This is a genomic window from Lactobacillus melliventris (assembly GCF_042679465.1).
Classification (GTDB): domain Bacteria; phylum Bacillota; class Bacilli; order Lactobacillales; family Lactobacillaceae; genus Lactobacillus; species Lactobacillus melliventris.
Genome location: NZ_JBHTMT010000004.1, coordinates 197193 through 212126, shown reverse-complemented (window position 1 = coordinate 212126; position 14934 = coordinate 197193). Strand labels below are relative to the sequence as shown.

The window sequence follows — 14934 nt, the reverse complement described above, 5'->3', positions numbered from 1 at the left end:
ACTATTATTTGTTCAATATTGCAAATGAGGTGACAATAATGACTAGAAAAGTAAAATTTGGTATATTTGCATGTATTGTTGCTGTTTGTCTTTTTTTATTTTACTATTGGGCATCAAATGACTATGTACCTGATGTAGCACAATATCAGGTTAATCAAATAATAAGAAAACACGATACCCGAGAAATTAACCAAGTAGCAACTAATAGGAAAACAGCGAAATTTTTACATTCTCTTAAAACTAGTGATCGTTGCCAGAAAATTAGCAAGTTTCAAGGTGGAACTGAAGAATGTGGCTATTATGTTGCAAGTATCAAAAATAAACCTGTTGGGATTTATATGCAAAAAAAAATCCAATTCTTTTTGGAATTGAAAAATAAAAAGTATTGCATGTTTTGATTAAGCTAACCCTATAAAAATGTAGGCTACTTCATATATCTATAAATGACAGGTTGCGAATTATTAAGATTTAGGCAACATTTTTACCAAGTCACTTAAATCCAATCCGTAGTTTCTAATACAAATTTGAAACTCTAATTCAGGCTCAGGTAAATACGAGGTACTAAAAAAGGCACCTATTGCTCCAAGTAGTCCTAAAGCCCTGCGGAAATCCTCTTTCGTAAAAACTGATAAGTAAATGTTATCATCATAATCATCTACTCTAGCAGTGTATTCTGTTTCTAAATTTTTTAGAGTGCTTTTGAAAAGCTTCATTAAATTTTCTTGTTTTGTTTTTTCCATGATAATTTGTAACTCCAATTTATGGTTATTGATCTGGCTAAAGTATAATTAAAAAATTATTCCTTGCTTTTTATGCTAGTTGACAAAATTTTGTATTATAAAACAATAATTTACTCAATTGATTTTTCTTAACTGGTACAATATATTACTGTAATATACTTATTTAATTAGATATTGTATCTAAAAAATAATGACAAAAGGAATTGAGAATTTTAATGGTAAAAAATAGTAAGCTAATTGGTTCAATACTTTCAGTGGGAATACTTAGTTTTTTGGGAATTGTGATAGAAACTGCACTCAATATTGCTTTTCCCCAATTAATGACTGAATTTAATATTTCTGCCAGAACGGTTCAGTGGCTAACAACAGGCTATATGTTGGTATCTACGATCATTATTCCTTTTGGTTCCTATTTACAAAAGAGATTCAAAGCTGTTTCTTTATTTAGAATAGCTGTTTTATGCTTTTTACTAGGTACTTTTTTAGCAGGTATTTCATCAAGTTTCACTTTATTGCTATTTGGGCGTCTTTTACAAGGAGTTGCTGCCGGCATTGGTTTGCCACTAATGTTTTCAATAATCTTAAGAGAATCACCTCAAAAGCAAGTTGGCATGTTTATGGGGCTCGGTACTCTTGTTATTGCTTTTGCTCCTGCAGTTGGTCCAGTATACGGTGGAATAGTTCTAAAACTATTTCAGTGGCAGAATTTATTTTTGTTTATTATCCCAGTAATTATATTGATCTGGGTATTAGGCGAGTTTAGTATCACTCAAACTACTAAAACTGAAAAAATTCCATTCGATTTTCAGGGCGGTTTACTTTTAATTGCGTTTCTCATGTCCGCTTTATTTGTACTTTTGGGTTTTACCAGTGGCAATAATATTTACCTGCAATTAATACTGGCATTAATCACTATTATTACTGGATTCTTCTTTATTTTGGTTGAAAAGCATAGTCAGCATGCAGTTTTAAAAGTTAGTTTATTTAAAAACTGGCAGTTTACTTTCTTTTTGCTGGCATTTTTTCTGTTGCAACTAATGTCACTGAGCATGTCATTTTTGATACCCAACGTGTTACAGACAGTTTTTGCACAAACAACGGCCACAGCTGGTTTGCTGGTTTTACCTGCTGCTATTACAGATGCGGTTGTTTCAGCGTTTGCTGGAATAATTTATGATAAGGTTAATCAAAAATTACCTATAATACTTGGAGTAGTAATAATTCTTCTCACTTTTATAATTGCTAATTTTTTAAACCCAAATATTACCAACATGGCCTTTATTTATATCAGCTTTATGTTTGGCTTGGGATTTAGCTACGGTAATATCATGACTTTTTGTTTATCCCATATTCCGACTGATGTCAAAAATGATGGAAATGTCATTTTTATGACTGCCCAGTCATATTCTGGGGCGATAGGCACAGCACTAGCAGCTTCGTTAATAACTTTGGCGCAAACAGGTTTTAAAAACAAAAAGTTAGCGGCATTGGCAGGTCTAAAACTAAATTACAATATGTTAGTATTCCTATCTTTGATCGTACTGGTTTGCATTTTAGTCTGCTTTATTTTTACTAAATCGAAAAGTAAAGCATCTCAAAATTTGTTTTAATTTTCAGGTACTTTTTTAATTCAGCACAATAATTGCGATTGACGTTGGGTAAACATCTTCCAATATTAAAAATGAACATTGGTCTACTTTCCCTAAAACCGGTAGGTTAAAATAGGATAAAAAATAAGTATGCATCAATCTGCGGAATATACAAAGTCAGATTAGTCCTATCAAAAATTAATACTAGAAGCGAAAATGCCAAAGTTGCTAAAAATAAGCACTTGAAAAACTTTTCTCCGCCATCCAGATTAGCCTTTTGAATAATTTTTACAGGGTGGGTGGTTTTAATGAAAATAGCGCCTAGCAGTAATATCACACCAAAGAAAAAGTAAGTATATATAGCTATTTTATTTTTATGATAATAAATAAAAAGAATACCAATTAAAAATTGTAAAATGCCCATTAAAAATAAGGCAATTTTCGGATTAAGTTTATATTTCAGCATGATTTGATACCCTCCAAAATTAAATTTAATAAGGTTACATAATAAAAAGTAATCTTTTTGTAACTACTACCTATTAGGACATTATGTAGTTGAATAATAAAAAATATGTGTTGAGTTTAGTTATTCCGTTCTAAAAGAGTGTTATCTTTTAACTCGTAATGTTTAAAGTTATTGTCTTTAAATATTTGCTCATCGTAATGGTGTGCAATTTCCAACACAGTGCAGTTCAACCTGTTTATTACTTGTTGCACTTTTTTACCTGTTTCATTATCTAAAGCCGAAGTGGCCTCATCTACTAAGATAATCTTTTTACGGTAAACCAGTGCACGAGCAATTTCAATTCTTTGCTTTTGTCCACCTGACAGATTTGCACCATTTTCACCATACTTTTTGTCTAAACAATTATCACCTAGTTCTGCTAATAAACCGACTGCTTTTAGTGCTTTCAAGCATTCTTCATCCGAAAACTCTTTACCTAGAGTCAGATTAAGACGCAAAGTGTCATTGAACATGAATGGACTCTGAGCAATATAAGCAAGTTCACCAGAACCAGCGATATTTTTAACTACTTGAGAACCATCTTGAAGAAAAATTTGTCCGCTTGTAGGTTTGATGAAGCCTTCTATTAAGTTGAAGATTGTTGATTTGCCTGCGCCGGATTTACCAGTAATTAAAATTTTGGTTCTGAATGGAATTGTTAAACTTAAATTTGTCAAAATCACCTTTTTGTCATTGTAAGCAAAACTGACATCATCTATCTTGATGCTAGGAGAATTAAGGTGACTATTCTTGTTTTCTGCAAATTCAAGCGAATACAGTTTGAGACTTTTACGAATATTTTCTGTTGTCTTCATCTCATTTAGGCATTGTGCGGCATTTCTCAGAGGCCCAACGACACGGTCACTGGCTAAGAAAATGGCGATAATAGCCGCTGGTTCAGCCTGACCTTTGATAACAAAAAACAAACCTGCACCAAGAGGAAGAATAAAACTCAATGCAGAAAGAATGGCGCTGAGAAAAATGGCCCAAGCTTGATAGTCATTCATCTTTTTGTACGAATTTTCTGTTTGCTGCAAGTAGTTTTCGGTATCCTTAAACATTGTTTTTTCGGCTAAATAAGTTTTAATTGTGCGAATACCATTAAACAAGTCGGTTACTTTGCCTAAATAAGTGCTGCTGCTTTTTTGCCAAGTTTCAGAGGAATCACTTAATACTTTGCCAAAAATTTTGGATGAAAGCATTGGCAGTAGTGAAAACAAAATGAATAAAATTCCAATTGCAAAATTAAGCCAAAGAATATAAAAGCTGGATATTACAGCCATCAAAATGGCACCACACAATTCAAAAAAATTTTTAAAATAATTAGTTTCAATCAACTTGAAGTCATTAAAAATTTTTGAAACATTATCTGAAGCAACTGCTGCAAAGTCTGGGTTAACTATCTGACCGTAAACAAAGCTGTCTTTTATTTTGATATTCATTAATTTGATTGCCTGATTGATCCAGATTTGCTTTAGGGTCATGGCGAAATAAACTAATCCCAGAGCCAGCAAACTGCTAATGATATACAACACTGCTTTTATAGCGGGTGTATGGCGGTTGAAAAGCGTCACATTTGAAACTACTGAAGATAAAACCACGCCATCAAAAGAATAAATTATAGTTGCAATTAGAATTCCCAATAATAATGACTTAGGTAATGTTTTAAAAAAAGTTTTGAAAGACATTGCATTCTCCTGATACTTTGGAATATAAAAAGCTTTAATTAAATTAAACTTCATTTTATCATTAAATCATAATAATATTAAATTATTATTTGAATATTTTATTAAAAACATTATGATGCTAAATTATTTTAAAAGGAGCAAAACGATGAGAATTAACGTTTTACAACACACGCCAAACGAAGGTCCCGGTTCAATCCAGGAATGGGCTGACTTGCATCAGCATGACTTTTATGTATATCATCCCTATCAGTTTGGCATTTTGCCTACTGCTGCCACAACAGATTTACTAGTTAATTTAGGCGGTCCTATGAGTCCAAATGATGATCTGCCATGGATTGAGCAGGAGCGTCAGTTAATTAAGCAGCTATTTAAAGAGGACAAGTCTATTTTAGGAGTATGCTTTGGCGCACAACAAATTGTTAAAACTTTAGACTATCAGGTTAAAAAGGCGCCGGTTAAGGAAGTAGGCTGGGGGCCGGTCAAATTGCAATCCAAATTAATAAGCGGTTTGCCTGAACAATTAGAAGTATTGCATTGGCATGAAGAGATGTTTGAAATACCAAAAGAAGCTGACGTTTTATTTTCTAATGCTAATTTACAAAATCAAGGTTTTGTTCTGGGTAAGCAAGCTGTAGGTCTGCAGTTTCACTTAGAACCAGAAAAAGATAATATCAAAGAGATTGTGGTTAACGATTCTCAATATCTTTCTGGGTCGATGTTTAAACAAACAGCTAAACAAATTATTGAGCATCCTGTTCCTAAAGAAAATAAAAGGGCAATGTTTCGCATTTTAGATTATTTGACGGAATAAAAATATATAATTCGCTTTAAAGTATTACTTTTTGCTGATAGTTTTAGAATCAGATCAATTATTTGTAAAAGCAGAAAATAGACGAGACTTAGCAATGAAGTGCCCCAAATTTGGGGGTATTTTTATATCTAAATTATCTAAACAAAATAAAATTGAAGTCTATCATCTTTGGCATAATTAGCATTTGGCGCAAACAATATAAGTATTGTAACTACTGAAATAACCTTCAAAATAAAAACCAAGCCATTTTAATGGCTTGGCATATACGATTATAGGTAATTTTCCTAAAATCTGGTTAATATTTGAGATTGGTTTGTTATAATTTAATTAGCGTAGAAAAGTTAAAAGGACGGTAGCTGCCGCTTTCATGAAGGAAGTGAGGCCTATGAACTATTTTGATTCATACTTCAGTCTCCCAAAAGAAAGGAGCAGCAGTTGATGAGCACTGCCGAAGCGTTAAGTTTAATGCTTAACTTTGGTATGTTTATCTTGACCTTGTTAATGTTTATTGACAAGCATCATGATAAATGAGCAAATCAAAAAACCGTCCTAGATACTGGCTGGGCGGTTTTAAATATTAAACAAAAAATATTATAAGCGCAGCTACCGTCCTTTGTGGCGGCTCTACGTGAGGAAGACTTATTGGCGTAAGTCTTCCTTTTTCTTACACTTGTATTTTAGCATGAATGCTTTTATGGTGCAATTAAGTATTATAGAGCAGAATTCATAGCGCTAAAGTATATAAGGCATTTTTAAATTGCAAAGCTAGCGCTAATTTAATAATATGCAGTTAATTTTACGCACTACACTAAACCGACTTGAACAATCATATCTTGCTCACACAAAAACCGTCTCAATGGAAACGGTTTTTATTGACAAGCATCACGATAAATGAGCAAATCAAAAAACCGTCCTAGAGACTAGTTGGGCGGTTTATAAATTTAAAAAATTATAACTATAAGCGCAGCTACCGTCCTTTGTGGCAGCTCTACGTGAGGAAGACTTATTGAGGTAAGTCTTCCTTTCACTTATACGTGCATTTTAGCATGTATACGCTTTTACTGCAATTAAGTATTATAGAGCAGAATTCATTGCGTAAAATAATACGAGGCATTTTAAATTGCAAAATTAGCACTAATTTAGCATTATGCAGTTAATTTACGCACTAGGCTAAACTGCCTTGAACAGTCATAGCTTGCTCACACAAAAACCGTTTCAACAGAAACGGTTTTTATATGTCTTATTTAGTTTTGATTAAACAAAGTTCTATTTAATAAGCAGCTCCATCATAAAAGTCAAAACGAGGTTTATTGAAATCAAAGTCTTTCACTTCACTGAGCTTAAGTGCAATATCACAAACGCCCCAGCTCATTAAATTGATTGGTTTGCCATAGTCTTCATCAGGAATAACCAACACAATGTATTTTCCTTGAGACAGCGCATAACCCAATTCCATACCGAGACCTACATCTTCTTCATCTGGTAAATAGACGCCGATCATAATATCGCTGGTCTTAATACCAGTTAAATCACCGCGGTAAGTAGCGGTTTCCCATTCACGATCACGCAGATATTCAGGATGCTCCTCGACATTGATACCTTTGTATTGATGATCTAAAGGAACATAGCTGTTTTCCAGGTCAATGGTTGGGTTTTCTTCTAAAGCTTTCATTGTCTTCTTGTAAGCGTCGTTTTGCTTATCGTTAAACCAACCAGCACCAAAATAAACAGTCTTTGTTTTAGTCATAAAATTTCTCCTTACCATTTAAACCTATTTTAAATATATTTCACGTAACTTACTGATTTCATCAGCAGTTAATCTCATAATATCATGTAAGTAGTTTTCAACGCTACCATAATTTTTATTTATAGTTGAAACTACAAAGTCAATGTACTCGGAGTGCACGGTTTGCAAGTCTTTTAGGATATTTACTGTAACGTCATTTGCCCCTTCATCTTTGGCTTTTTGCAAAAAATCATGGACAAAGTCTTTGGTGGCAACGTTTGTTAACAGGTAATCTTTTTTGATAGTTTCAAATGGCACACCAAGTGCTGATAAAATCAGTAGTGCTGCAAAACCAGTTCGGTCTTTCCCAGCGGTGCAATGGAAAATTACACTCTGGTCTTCTTCGTCATTGGCTAGCAGTACATCAAAAAAGTGGCGGTAAGCTTTTTGAGCAGATTCGCTTTTAATCATGTCGTCATAGGCCAAAAACATGTGGTCAAATCCCGCTTGAGGATCTTGATGCTTTTGACTGAGAATTTCATCAATTCCCTTTGATGACTCAGTCAAGTCCTCACTAAATACCGGATCAAAATTGTAAATGGCGCCTGCAGGAACCCGATCAGGCTCTTTTTCAGCCTCATCTTTGCTCCGGAAGTCAACGACATACTTAACGCCATAGTCATGTAAAAATTTCAGATCGGTTTTATCCAGTTTGGCCAAGTTAGCTGTTCTGAGTAATTTATGCATTTTAACAGTTTTGCCGTCAGTAGTTTGATAGCCGCCAAGCTCGCGGAAATTACGGCCGCTTGTTACGCCAATTAATTGATTTTTAAGTTTTTGGGTCATTGAATACCTCCACCTTTGCATTTGACAATTACACTTAATTTTAGCAATAAACTAGTATATAAACAATTATAAAAAAACCTAAGTGGATAGTGAAATTATGGTAAAATAAACAAAAGAACATTATATTTCAAAAGGGTGAGAACATGGAAACGAAAAAAGCTAGCATTTTAGTTCCAGTTGACGGTTCAGAGTCGGCAGAAAGATCCTTTGATAAAGCAGTTAAAATCGCAATGACGGAAAATGCGCATATCGATGTCTTAAGTGTCATTGATACCAGACAATTTTTGGGTGAGATGCAAGATACACTGATTACGGGCGACACCGTTTATCAGATGACGCAAGATACAGAAAAATATCTTAAAAGCTTGAAAGAATGGGCTCATGACAACTTGGGCTTCGATGATATTGATTATCATATTCGTTATGGCAGTCCGAAGGCGATTATTTCCTATGACTTTATTAAAGATCATCACAATGATTTGATCATCATGGGTGCAACAGGATTAAATGCAGTCGAAAGAATGTTGATGGGTTCAGTTACTGAATATGTTAATCAACATGCTTTGGCTGATGTTTTAATTGTTAGAACAGACGTTAATAATAATCCGCTTAAGCCGCAAAGCGACAAAAAATAATTATATACAAATTTAAAAGCATACGATCAATAATTCGTATGCCTTTTTTATGCCCAAAAGCCAAAACTAATTGCTAATAGTGTTCGGAAATACTATTTTAATAACACGATAATTAAATAAAATTTTATTATTCCTTGCTATTTTACGAATATTTATGGTATTATCTTTATGAAATGAACGTAATTATAGTGTTTGGAAGGTTGAGGGCAATGATGGTAACAGGAAAAATTTATAATTTATTCTCCTATTTATATACTGTTCAACCCGCTTTGTTAACCGTTCGTTTTTCTTTCAGGATAACTACTAGGACGTGATGTGACATTGGTCATATCATGCCTTTTTATTTGCTTAATTTCAGGAGGATGTAATGAAAAATAGAAGCGGAAGTTGATTTAGGTTGATTTTATTTGAATATTTACATGAATAAATTGCCACGAAAATGACAACGAAGTTTATGCTTAAACAAAATTAAAGTTATGGTAAACGTATTTATTAGGAGTAAAAAAGCAAATGACCAAAATCAAAAAGTTTCTGATAGCATGTTTTGCATTATTATTAACCGTTGGTGCTACTGCATGCTCGAATTCAAGTAAGAAATCAAGCTCAAACAGTAACACGCCAAAGTCACTCAACGTACAGTTTGTTCCCAGCGTAGCTGCTAACAAGTTGGAAGCACGGGCTAAGCCTATGGAGAAGATGCTTTCTAAGCGTCTGGGAATTCCGGTACATGTTTCTATGTCTACTAACTATAATGGCCTAGTTGAAGCTATGAAGTCTAAAAAAGTTGATGTCGGTTTTTTACCTTCTGATGCGTACATTATGGCTCATAAACAAGGCGCAGCAGATTTACTACTGCAGGCAGAACGCTATCGCGTTACACAACCAAATGGCGTAAGAACCAAAGAATTAGTTAATTCATATCGTGGTGAAGTAGTAGTAAAGAAAGGCTCCTCAATTAAGAGCTGGAAGGATTTAAAAGGCAAGTCTATTTCAGTAACAGATGTTACATCTGACTCGGGTTACATTTTCCCTATTGCAGAGTTAAAACAAAAGGGCTTAGATGTTACTAAAAAGTGTAAGTTGGTAACAGTTACAGGTGCAGACCAAGCAGTTCTTAACGTGTTAAACGGTGATACTGACGCGGCATTTGTTTATGAAGATGCTAGAAATGATGTGCTGAAGGATGAACCAAAGATTATGAGCAAGGTTGTACCTATTTACTTCACTAAACGTATTCCTAACGATACTATTTCGGTTCTTCCAAGTATGTCTAAATCATTTAGGAAAAAGTTAGCCAAAGCCTTTATTTCAATTGCTAATTCAAAAGATGGTAAAAAGATGATAGAAAATATTTATAGTCATGAAGGATATACATACGCTAAAGACAGTGATTATAACATCATCAGAAAGTACGATAAATTAATTGCTTCTACTAAGAAATAGTTTCCCCCATATTTAAAAAATCTCAAAAGGCTACATACTAAGAATTAAATAAACTTTCTTAAACAAAATAAGATTTCTAGTCAATTCTCTTTTCTAAATAAAACATTTCTGCTATTATTTGATAGAATAAATACGGTATGTCGAAAGGAGGGTGAAGGTAATGCAAAAACGGCGCTTGGCGTTCAATGAAGTTTTTGCAAAAAAGCCTTTTCGTTCCTTTCAAAATGGTATTGTTCGCTTTTTAGTAAAAGTGTTATTGAAAGACTTAGTTTAATTCACATTCGTGTTTTTAGCTAAAGTCTTTTTTTATGTCTGGGAGGGCATGATGAAAAAATTTAGAAAAATACTAGCTGGTGCCGCTGTTTTTTTAGTAGCATTCATGATGGCTGCCTGCTCAAACAAAGAAAAGAGCAAAGATACTGGCACGCCAAAGTCTTTGAACGTCCAATTCGTTCCTAGTCAGGCTGCCACTAAACTGGAATCTCGTGCAAAGCCGCTGGAAAAAATGTTGTCGGATCGTTTAGGCATTCCAGTACACGTATCAATGTCTACCGACTACAACACGGTGGTTGAAGCCATGAAGTCTAAGAAAGTTGATGTGGGCTTCTTGCCGCCAAATGGCTACATTTTAGCTCATAAGCAGGGTGCAGCAGATGTCTTGCTCCAAGCTCAAAGATATGGTGTTAAGCAACCTGACGGACGACCAACTAAGGAACTGGTCAACTTCTATCGCGCTGAAATTGTGGCAAAGAAGAATTCCAAAATTAAAAGCTGGAAAGATTTAAAGGGCAAGTCTATTTCTATTCAAAGTCCCACTTCTTCAGCTGGCTACGTTTTCCCAATTGCTGAATTAAAGGAAAAGGGCCTTGATGTGCGCAAGAGTTGCAAACTAGTGACAGTAACTGGTCAAGACCAAGCTGTTTTAAATGTTCTCAATGGCGACACAGACGCCGCGTTTGTGTTTGAAGATGCACGAACAATTGTTAAAGACGATAATCCTAAGATCATGAGCCAAGTTGTTCCCATTTACTTTACTAAGCCTATTCCGAACGATACCATTTCCGTTGTTCCGAGCATGAGTGAATCATTCAGAAAGAAATTGGCTAAGGCATTTATCGCTATCGGTAAGTCCAAGAAGGGTAAAAAGGTCATCGAAAGTATTTACACTCACGAAGGATATGTCCACACTAAGGACAGCGACTTTAATGTTGTGCGTAAGTATGAAAAAATTATTGAATCGACCAAAAAATAAAGAATACAAAGGAAGTTTATAATGGCAGATTCTGCAGTTAAGCCAATAATCGAATTAAAAAACGTTAAAAAAGTTTATGGCAAAGATGTTGTTGGTTTAAAAAACGTCAATTTAACTATTAATAAAGGTGAATTTGTCGTTATTGTTGGTCTATCCGGCGCCGGCAAATCAACACTTTTGCGGTCGATTAACCGTTTAATTGATATTACTGAAGGTGATATTTTAATTAATGGTGAATCCATTACCAAGGCCAAGGGTAAAAAGTTAAGAACGCTGCGCCGGCATATTGGAATGATTTTCCAAAGCTTCAATCTGGTTAAACGGTCAAGTGTTCTGCGTAACGTTTTAACAGGCAGAGTGGGTTATTATCCTACTTGGAAATCTACTCTCAACCTTTTTACTAAAGAAGATAAGCAGCGGGCATATGATGCACTCCAGCAAGTGGATTTGGCAGACAAGGTTTATTCACGAGCTGATGAATTGTCTGGTGGTCAGCAACAAAGGGTAGCGATTGCTCGTGTTTTGACTCAAAATCCGGATATTATTTTGGCGGATGAGCCGACAGCTTCACTTGACCCGCAGACTTCACGCCGGGTGATGAAAGACTTGCAGATGTTGAATGAAAAGCATGGTATGACGGTAGTCATTAACCTGCACAGCGTCCAGTTAGCACAAGAATTCGGTAAACGGGTCATTGGTGTTCGTGCTGGTGAAATTATTTATGACGGCAAGATGTCAGATACTCCGGCATCCACGTTTGATCAGATCTATTCCGGTGGTGATCAAGATGAGTAGCACAGAGCAAGAAAAGCTGATGACTTTACCTAAGAAAAAGCTTAAAATTTTGAATTGGCTTTGGGTGCTGCTTTTTGTCGCCGGACTATTCATTTCAACTAATGAAACCAAAACAGATTTGGGTGCTCTATTTGCCAACTTTGGGGAATTTGCCGATATTTTCTTGCAAATGTTGCACCCTGACTGGTCATACCTGGCAACAGTGGTACCGTTGTTGCTTGAAACTATTAAAATGGCGATCTTAGGCACGGCAATAGGTTCTGTAATTGCTTTTATTTACTCTTTGCTTATTGCCCGCAATATTGTTAAAAATAAGGCAGTTACAGGAATTTTGCGGATAATCATGAACATTATCAGAACTATACCGGACTTGCTTCTTGGTGCCATCTTTGTCGCTATTGTTGGTATCGGACCGGTAGCCGGTGTCTTGGCACTGGCCATTTGTACTTTTGGAATTGTGGTCAAGCTCTTTTATGAAGCTATTGAAACTATTGATCCGGGTCCGATTGAAGCATTAACTGCAGTTGGGGCTAATAAAATACAAATTATTGTCTTTGCGGTTTTGCCACAAGTTATTACCTATTTTATTTCTTATTGTTTATACGCATTCGAAATTAACGTGCGGGCCTCAACCGTTTTGGGTTATATCGGTGCTGGTGGTATTGGACTATATCTGCAACAAACACTGCAAATTTTCGATTATCCGAAGACAGGTACAATTATTATTGTAATTATCATAGTGGTAGTGCTGATTGACTACGTTTCATCTAAGTCACGGGAGGCGTTGATGCAATAATGGATACAAGTATGAAAAAGTTGCCTCCTAGGCCTATAGATGTTAAAAAGCGTGTCTTTCACTGGTTGATGGCCATTATCACAGTAGTGCTGATTATTTGGTCATGTACCGGCATTGACTTTGGCGGCATTAAAGAAACAGCTGGTCAAATTGCAGGTGCGATCTTTTCCGGCATTTTCCACCCGGACTGGTCGTACGTTTATAATGGTACGGGTGAAGATCTGCTTTCGCAGCTTTGGGAAACTGTCTGCATTGCCTTTTTGGGCACATTTATTTCCGCTATTATTTCACTGCCCTTTGCTTTTTGGGCAGCGCATACCAAGCATAAGCACTGGTATGTCTCACGCTCTGGTAAAATTGTGCTGGCAATCATCAGATCATTCCCAGAAATTGTTTTGGCTCTGATGTTTATTAAAGCTGTAGGTCCAGGATCGGCAGCCGGTGTTTTGGCCTTGGGTTTTCACTCAGTAGGAATGCTTGCCAAGCTCTTTTCTGAAGCAATTGAAAATTTAGACGATGGCCCTAACGAAGCAGTTACCGCAGTTGGTGGTTCAAAAACAAATATTATTATGTTTTCTACTTTGCCTAATCTGATGCCGGCACTTATTTCAAACACGTTATACCGGTTTGACGTTTCAATTCGGTCGGCTTCTATCTTAGGCTTAGTTGGAGCTGGTGGTATCGGTTATCCGCTAATTATTGCGCTACAATACCGCCAGTGGAACCGTGTTGGTATCATTTTATTAGGTATCATCATTATGGTTGTTGTAATTGACTGGATTTCAGGCTGGATCCGGAAGAAATTAGTATAAAAGTCAAATATAAAAATGGTGAATCAAGTTGGTAACTAGCAACTTGATTCTTTTTTTAGCCGTGATATTTAAACGGGCAATTTTCAAGGTGATCGTTAATTAAGCCTACGCTTTGTAGGAAAGAATAAAGAATTACTGGACCCACAAAAGTAAAGCCGTCTTTTTTCATCTGCTTTGCTAGTTCTTGTGCAATCTTGTTTGTCGTTGGTACTTCAGTACTTGTTTGGGGGTGATGAATAATAGGAGTAGGGATAAACTTTTGCAAATAGTGCGCGAAACTACCGTATGTGGCATCAATAATTAACAGAGCGCGAGCGTTGGTAACTGCCGCCGCAATTTTCCTTTGGTTGCGGATAATTGCCTTGTTCTGCAGTAAGCGAGTTTGGTCCAGCGCACTCATTTGAGCAACTTCTTCTGGAATAAAGTTGTAAAAAGCCTGCCGAAAGCTTAAACGTTTATGCAAAACAGTGGACCAGCTGAGTCCAGATTGAAACAGTTCTAATACCAACATTTCAAATAAATAGCGTTCATCTAGGTTTAACTTACCCCATTCGTGATCGTGGTATTCACTAATTAAAGCATCATCATGGTCACTCCAGGGACAGCGAGTGATATCATTCATTTTTATTCTCCTTAAATATATCTTAGCGTTCATAAATAAATACGCCAAAAGTTTGCTATTCTTTGTAAAACAATTTGACTAGTAAATTTAATTATTTTCTTTTTCCTAAAATATCAGAAACTTTGCCCTCAAAAAGTGCAATAGCAGTTTTTTTGGTATAATATATATTGAACTTTAGGAGGAAACCATGGAGAAGTTAGAAATAGTAACTTTGGCCGATGACTTGGCCGCAAATCAAGAGAGTATTTTAAATAAAGAAACAGATTTTGACGCCGAGGCAGTTTATCGTGTAATTGATAATTTGCACGTATTGCATAAGCCAATAAAAGAATACTTCGGCATGACTCAAGAAGAGTATTATGACACTGAAAGTGATCATAAACTGACTTTGATTAAATTATCAGAGCAGTTAACCGATTTACATGATCGGATTTTAACTAACCACGTTGACGGTTTTGTTGACAAGAATGAAATCAACCTGACTTATAATCATGAAAATCCTTATGAAGATGGATTTTACAATGATATAGTAGACTTTCACGTTGTTAGTTACAGCTTAAAAGTAATTGGAGCCGTTGAAGAAGTTGCGCCAAAAACATTACAAGGAGTTTTGTCTAAGGATGCGCTTCTGTCAATTGGTTTAGCGGCACACGCTTTAGAAAAAAGTTTATAAT

The 14934-nt window shown here is 35.5% G+C and carries 17 protein-coding genes; 11 read left to right on the top strand and 6 right to left on the bottom strand.

Annotation, left to right across the window (positions count from 1 at the left end; genetic code table 11):
- Positions 1–38: 38 nt before the first annotated feature.
- The gene (locus tag ACFQ32_RS06180) at positions 39–398 is read left to right on the top strand and encodes a hypothetical protein (protein ID WP_046325578.1); all 360 of its coding nucleotides are present in this window, start codon (positions 39–41) and stop codon (positions 396–398) included.
- 63 nt (positions 399–461) lie between these two features.
- Here ACFQ32_RS06180 and ACFQ32_RS06175 read toward each other — a convergent pair whose 3' ends face one another.
- Positions 462–740, bottom strand: coding sequence for a hypothetical protein (locus ACFQ32_RS06175; protein ID WP_046325577.1), 279 nt, complete (start codon positions 738–740; stop codon positions 462–464).
- Between the two features lie 215 nt (positions 741–955).
- On the opposite strand from ACFQ32_RS06175, the gene ACFQ32_RS06170 reads away from it, so the two are divergent.
- Entirely contained in the window at positions 956–2350 is a 1395-nt protein-coding gene (locus tag ACFQ32_RS06170; RefSeq protein ID WP_046325576.1) for a DHA2 family efflux MFS transporter permease subunit, read from the top strand.
- Positions 2351–2456: 106 nt separating this feature from the next.
- Here the strand turns inward: ACFQ32_RS06170 and ACFQ32_RS06165 are convergent, their stop codons facing one another.
- Positions 2457–2795: a hypothetical protein gene (locus ACFQ32_RS06165; protein WP_046325575.1), complete on the bottom strand. Its 339-nt coding sequence runs from the start codon at positions 2793–2795 to the stop codon at positions 2457–2459.
- A gap of 116 nt (positions 2796–2911) precedes the next feature.
- On the bottom strand, positions 2912–4522 hold the full coding sequence (locus ACFQ32_RS06160) for an ATP-binding cassette domain-containing protein (RefSeq protein ID WP_046325574.1): 1611 nt from the start codon (positions 4520–4522) through the stop codon (positions 2912–2914).
- Positions 4523–4667: 145 nt separating this feature from the next.
- Between ACFQ32_RS06160 and ACFQ32_RS06155 the strand changes: the two genes are divergently transcribed.
- Positions 4668–5333, top strand: a complete 666-nt coding sequence (locus ACFQ32_RS06155) for a type 1 glutamine amidotransferase (RefSeq protein WP_046325573.1) — start codon at positions 4668–4670, stop codon at positions 5331–5333.
- Between the two features lie 438 nt (positions 5334–5771).
- The gene (locus ACFQ32_RS06150) at positions 5772–5864 is read left to right on the top strand and encodes a putative holin-like toxin (protein WP_081945322.1); all 93 of its coding nucleotides are present in this window, start codon (positions 5772–5774) and stop codon (positions 5862–5864) included.
- 739 nt (positions 5865–6603) lie between these two features.
- Here the strand turns inward: ACFQ32_RS06150 and ACFQ32_RS06145 are convergent.
- Together ACFQ32_RS06145 and ACFQ32_RS06140 are read right to left on the bottom strand one after the other, a co-directional pair.
- Positions 6604–7080: a nucleoside 2-deoxyribosyltransferase gene (locus ACFQ32_RS06145; protein ID WP_046325572.1), complete on the bottom strand. Its 477-nt coding sequence runs from the start codon at positions 7078–7080 to the stop codon at positions 6604–6606.
- Between the two features lie 24 nt (positions 7081–7104).
- On the bottom strand, positions 7105–7905 hold the full coding sequence (locus tag ACFQ32_RS06140; protein ID WP_046325571.1) for a tyrosine-protein phosphatase: 801 nt from the start codon (positions 7903–7905) through the stop codon (positions 7105–7107).
- 143 nt (positions 7906–8048) lie between these two features.
- On the opposite strand from ACFQ32_RS06140, the gene ACFQ32_RS06135 reads away from it, so the two are divergent.
- The 6 genes from ACFQ32_RS06135 to phnE (ACFQ32_RS06110) all read left to right on the top strand — a co-directional run bounded on the left by ACFQ32_RS06135 (position 8049) and on the right by phnE (ACFQ32_RS06110) (position 13638).
- On the top strand, positions 8049–8540 hold the full coding sequence (locus ACFQ32_RS06135; RefSeq protein ID WP_046325570.1) for a universal stress protein: 492 nt from the start codon (positions 8049–8051) through the stop codon (positions 8538–8540).
- Positions 8541–9050: 510 nt separating this feature from the next.
- A complete protein-coding gene (locus tag ACFQ32_RS06130; protein WP_046325569.1) occupies positions 9051–9983 on the top strand; it encodes a phosphate/phosphite/phosphonate ABC transporter substrate-binding protein in 933 nt (310 codons plus the stop codon).
- Positions 9984–10308: 325 nt separating this feature from the next.
- A complete protein-coding gene (locus ACFQ32_RS06125; protein ID WP_046325568.1) occupies positions 10309–11235 on the top strand; it encodes a phosphate/phosphite/phosphonate ABC transporter substrate-binding protein in 927 nt (308 codons plus the stop codon).
- A 21-nt stretch (positions 11236–11256) separates the two neighbouring features.
- Positions 11257–12030 carry a phosphonate ABC transporter ATP-binding protein gene (gene phnC, locus ACFQ32_RS06120; RefSeq protein WP_046325567.1) on the top strand — a complete coding sequence of 258 codons (774 nt, stop codon included), beginning with the start codon at positions 11257–11259 and terminating at the stop codon, positions 12028–12030.
- Complete coding sequence (gene phnE, locus ACFQ32_RS06115; RefSeq protein WP_046325566.1) at positions 12023–12826, top strand: phosphonate ABC transporter, permease protein PhnE; 804 nt, start codon at positions 12023–12025, stop codon at positions 12824–12826. The genes phnC and phnE (ACFQ32_RS06115) overlap by 8 nt, the downstream gene beginning before the upstream one ends.
- Positions 12826–13638: a phosphonate ABC transporter, permease protein PhnE gene (gene phnE / locus ACFQ32_RS06110; RefSeq protein ID WP_046325565.1), complete on the top strand. Its 813-nt coding sequence runs from the start codon at positions 12826–12828 to the stop codon at positions 13636–13638. The genes phnE (ACFQ32_RS06115) and phnE (ACFQ32_RS06110) overlap by 1 nt, the downstream gene beginning before the upstream one ends.
- Before the next feature lie 55 nt (positions 13639–13693).
- Here the strand turns inward: phnE (ACFQ32_RS06110) and ACFQ32_RS06105 are convergent, their stop codons facing one another.
- On the bottom strand, positions 13694–14260 hold the full coding sequence (locus ACFQ32_RS06105; RefSeq protein WP_046325564.1) for a DNA-3-methyladenine glycosylase I: 567 nt from the start codon (positions 14258–14260) through the stop codon (positions 13694–13696).
- Positions 14261–14447: 187 nt separating this feature from the next.
- On the opposite strand from ACFQ32_RS06105, the gene ACFQ32_RS06100 reads away from it, so the two are divergent.
- A complete protein-coding gene (locus ACFQ32_RS06100; RefSeq protein ID WP_046325563.1) occupies positions 14448–14933 on the top strand; it encodes a hypothetical protein in 486 nt (161 codons plus the stop codon).
- The last annotated feature ends 1 nt before the right edge of the window (position 14934 follow it).

Excerpts from the sequence above, each read along its gene's own strand:
- ACFQ32_RS06180 (WP_046325578.1), top strand. The coding sequence starts at position 39 with ATGACTAGAAAAGTAAAATTTGGTATATTTGCATGTATTGTTGCTGTT.
- ACFQ32_RS06175 (WP_046325577.1), bottom strand. The coding sequence starts at position 740 with ATGGAAAAAACAAAACAAGAAAATTTAATGAAGCTTTTCAAAAGCACT.
- ACFQ32_RS06170 (WP_046325576.1), top strand. The coding sequence starts at position 956 with ATGGTAAAAAATAGTAAGCTAATTGGTTCAATACTTTCAGTGGGAATA.
- ACFQ32_RS06165 (WP_046325575.1), bottom strand. The coding sequence starts at position 2,795 with ATGCTGAAATATAAACTTAATCCGAAAATTGCCTTATTTTTAATGGGC.
- ACFQ32_RS06160 (WP_046325574.1), bottom strand. The coding sequence starts at position 4,522 with ATGTCTTTCAAAACTTTTTTTAAAACATTACCTAAGTCATTATTATTG.
- ACFQ32_RS06155 (WP_046325573.1), top strand. The coding sequence starts at position 4,668 with ATGAGAATTAACGTTTTACAACACACGCCAAACGAAGGTCCCGGTTCA.
- ACFQ32_RS06150 (WP_081945322.1), top strand. The coding sequence starts at position 5,772 with ATGAGCACTGCCGAAGCGTTAAGTTTAATGCTTAACTTTGGTATGTTT.
- ACFQ32_RS06145 (WP_046325572.1), bottom strand. The coding sequence starts at position 7,080 with ATGACTAAAACAAAGACTGTTTATTTTGGTGCTGGTTGGTTTAACGAT.
- ACFQ32_RS06140 (WP_046325571.1), bottom strand. The coding sequence starts at position 7,905 with ATGACCCAAAAACTTAAAAATCAATTAATTGGCGTAACAAGCGGCCGT.
- ACFQ32_RS06135 (WP_046325570.1), top strand. The coding sequence starts at position 8,049 with ATGGAAACGAAAAAAGCTAGCATTTTAGTTCCAGTTGACGGTTCAGAG.
- ACFQ32_RS06130 (WP_046325569.1), top strand. The coding sequence starts at position 9,051 with ATGACCAAAATCAAAAAGTTTCTGATAGCATGTTTTGCATTATTATTA.
- ACFQ32_RS06125 (WP_046325568.1), top strand. The coding sequence starts at position 10,309 with ATGAAAAAATTTAGAAAAATACTAGCTGGTGCCGCTGTTTTTTTAGTA.
- phnC (WP_046325567.1), top strand. The coding sequence starts at position 11,257 with ATGGCAGATTCTGCAGTTAAGCCAATAATCGAATTAAAAAACGTTAAA.
- phnE (WP_046325566.1), top strand. The coding sequence starts at position 12,023 with ATGAGTAGCACAGAGCAAGAAAAGCTGATGACTTTACCTAAGAAAAAG.
- phnE (WP_046325565.1), top strand. The coding sequence starts at position 12,826 with ATGGATACAAGTATGAAAAAGTTGCCTCCTAGGCCTATAGATGTTAAA.
- ACFQ32_RS06105 (WP_046325564.1), bottom strand. The coding sequence starts at position 14,260 with ATGAATGATATCACTCGCTGTCCCTGGAGTGACCATGATGATGCTTTA.
- ACFQ32_RS06100 (WP_046325563.1), top strand. The coding sequence starts at position 14,448 with ATGGAGAAGTTAGAAATAGTAACTTTGGCCGATGACTTGGCCGCAAAT.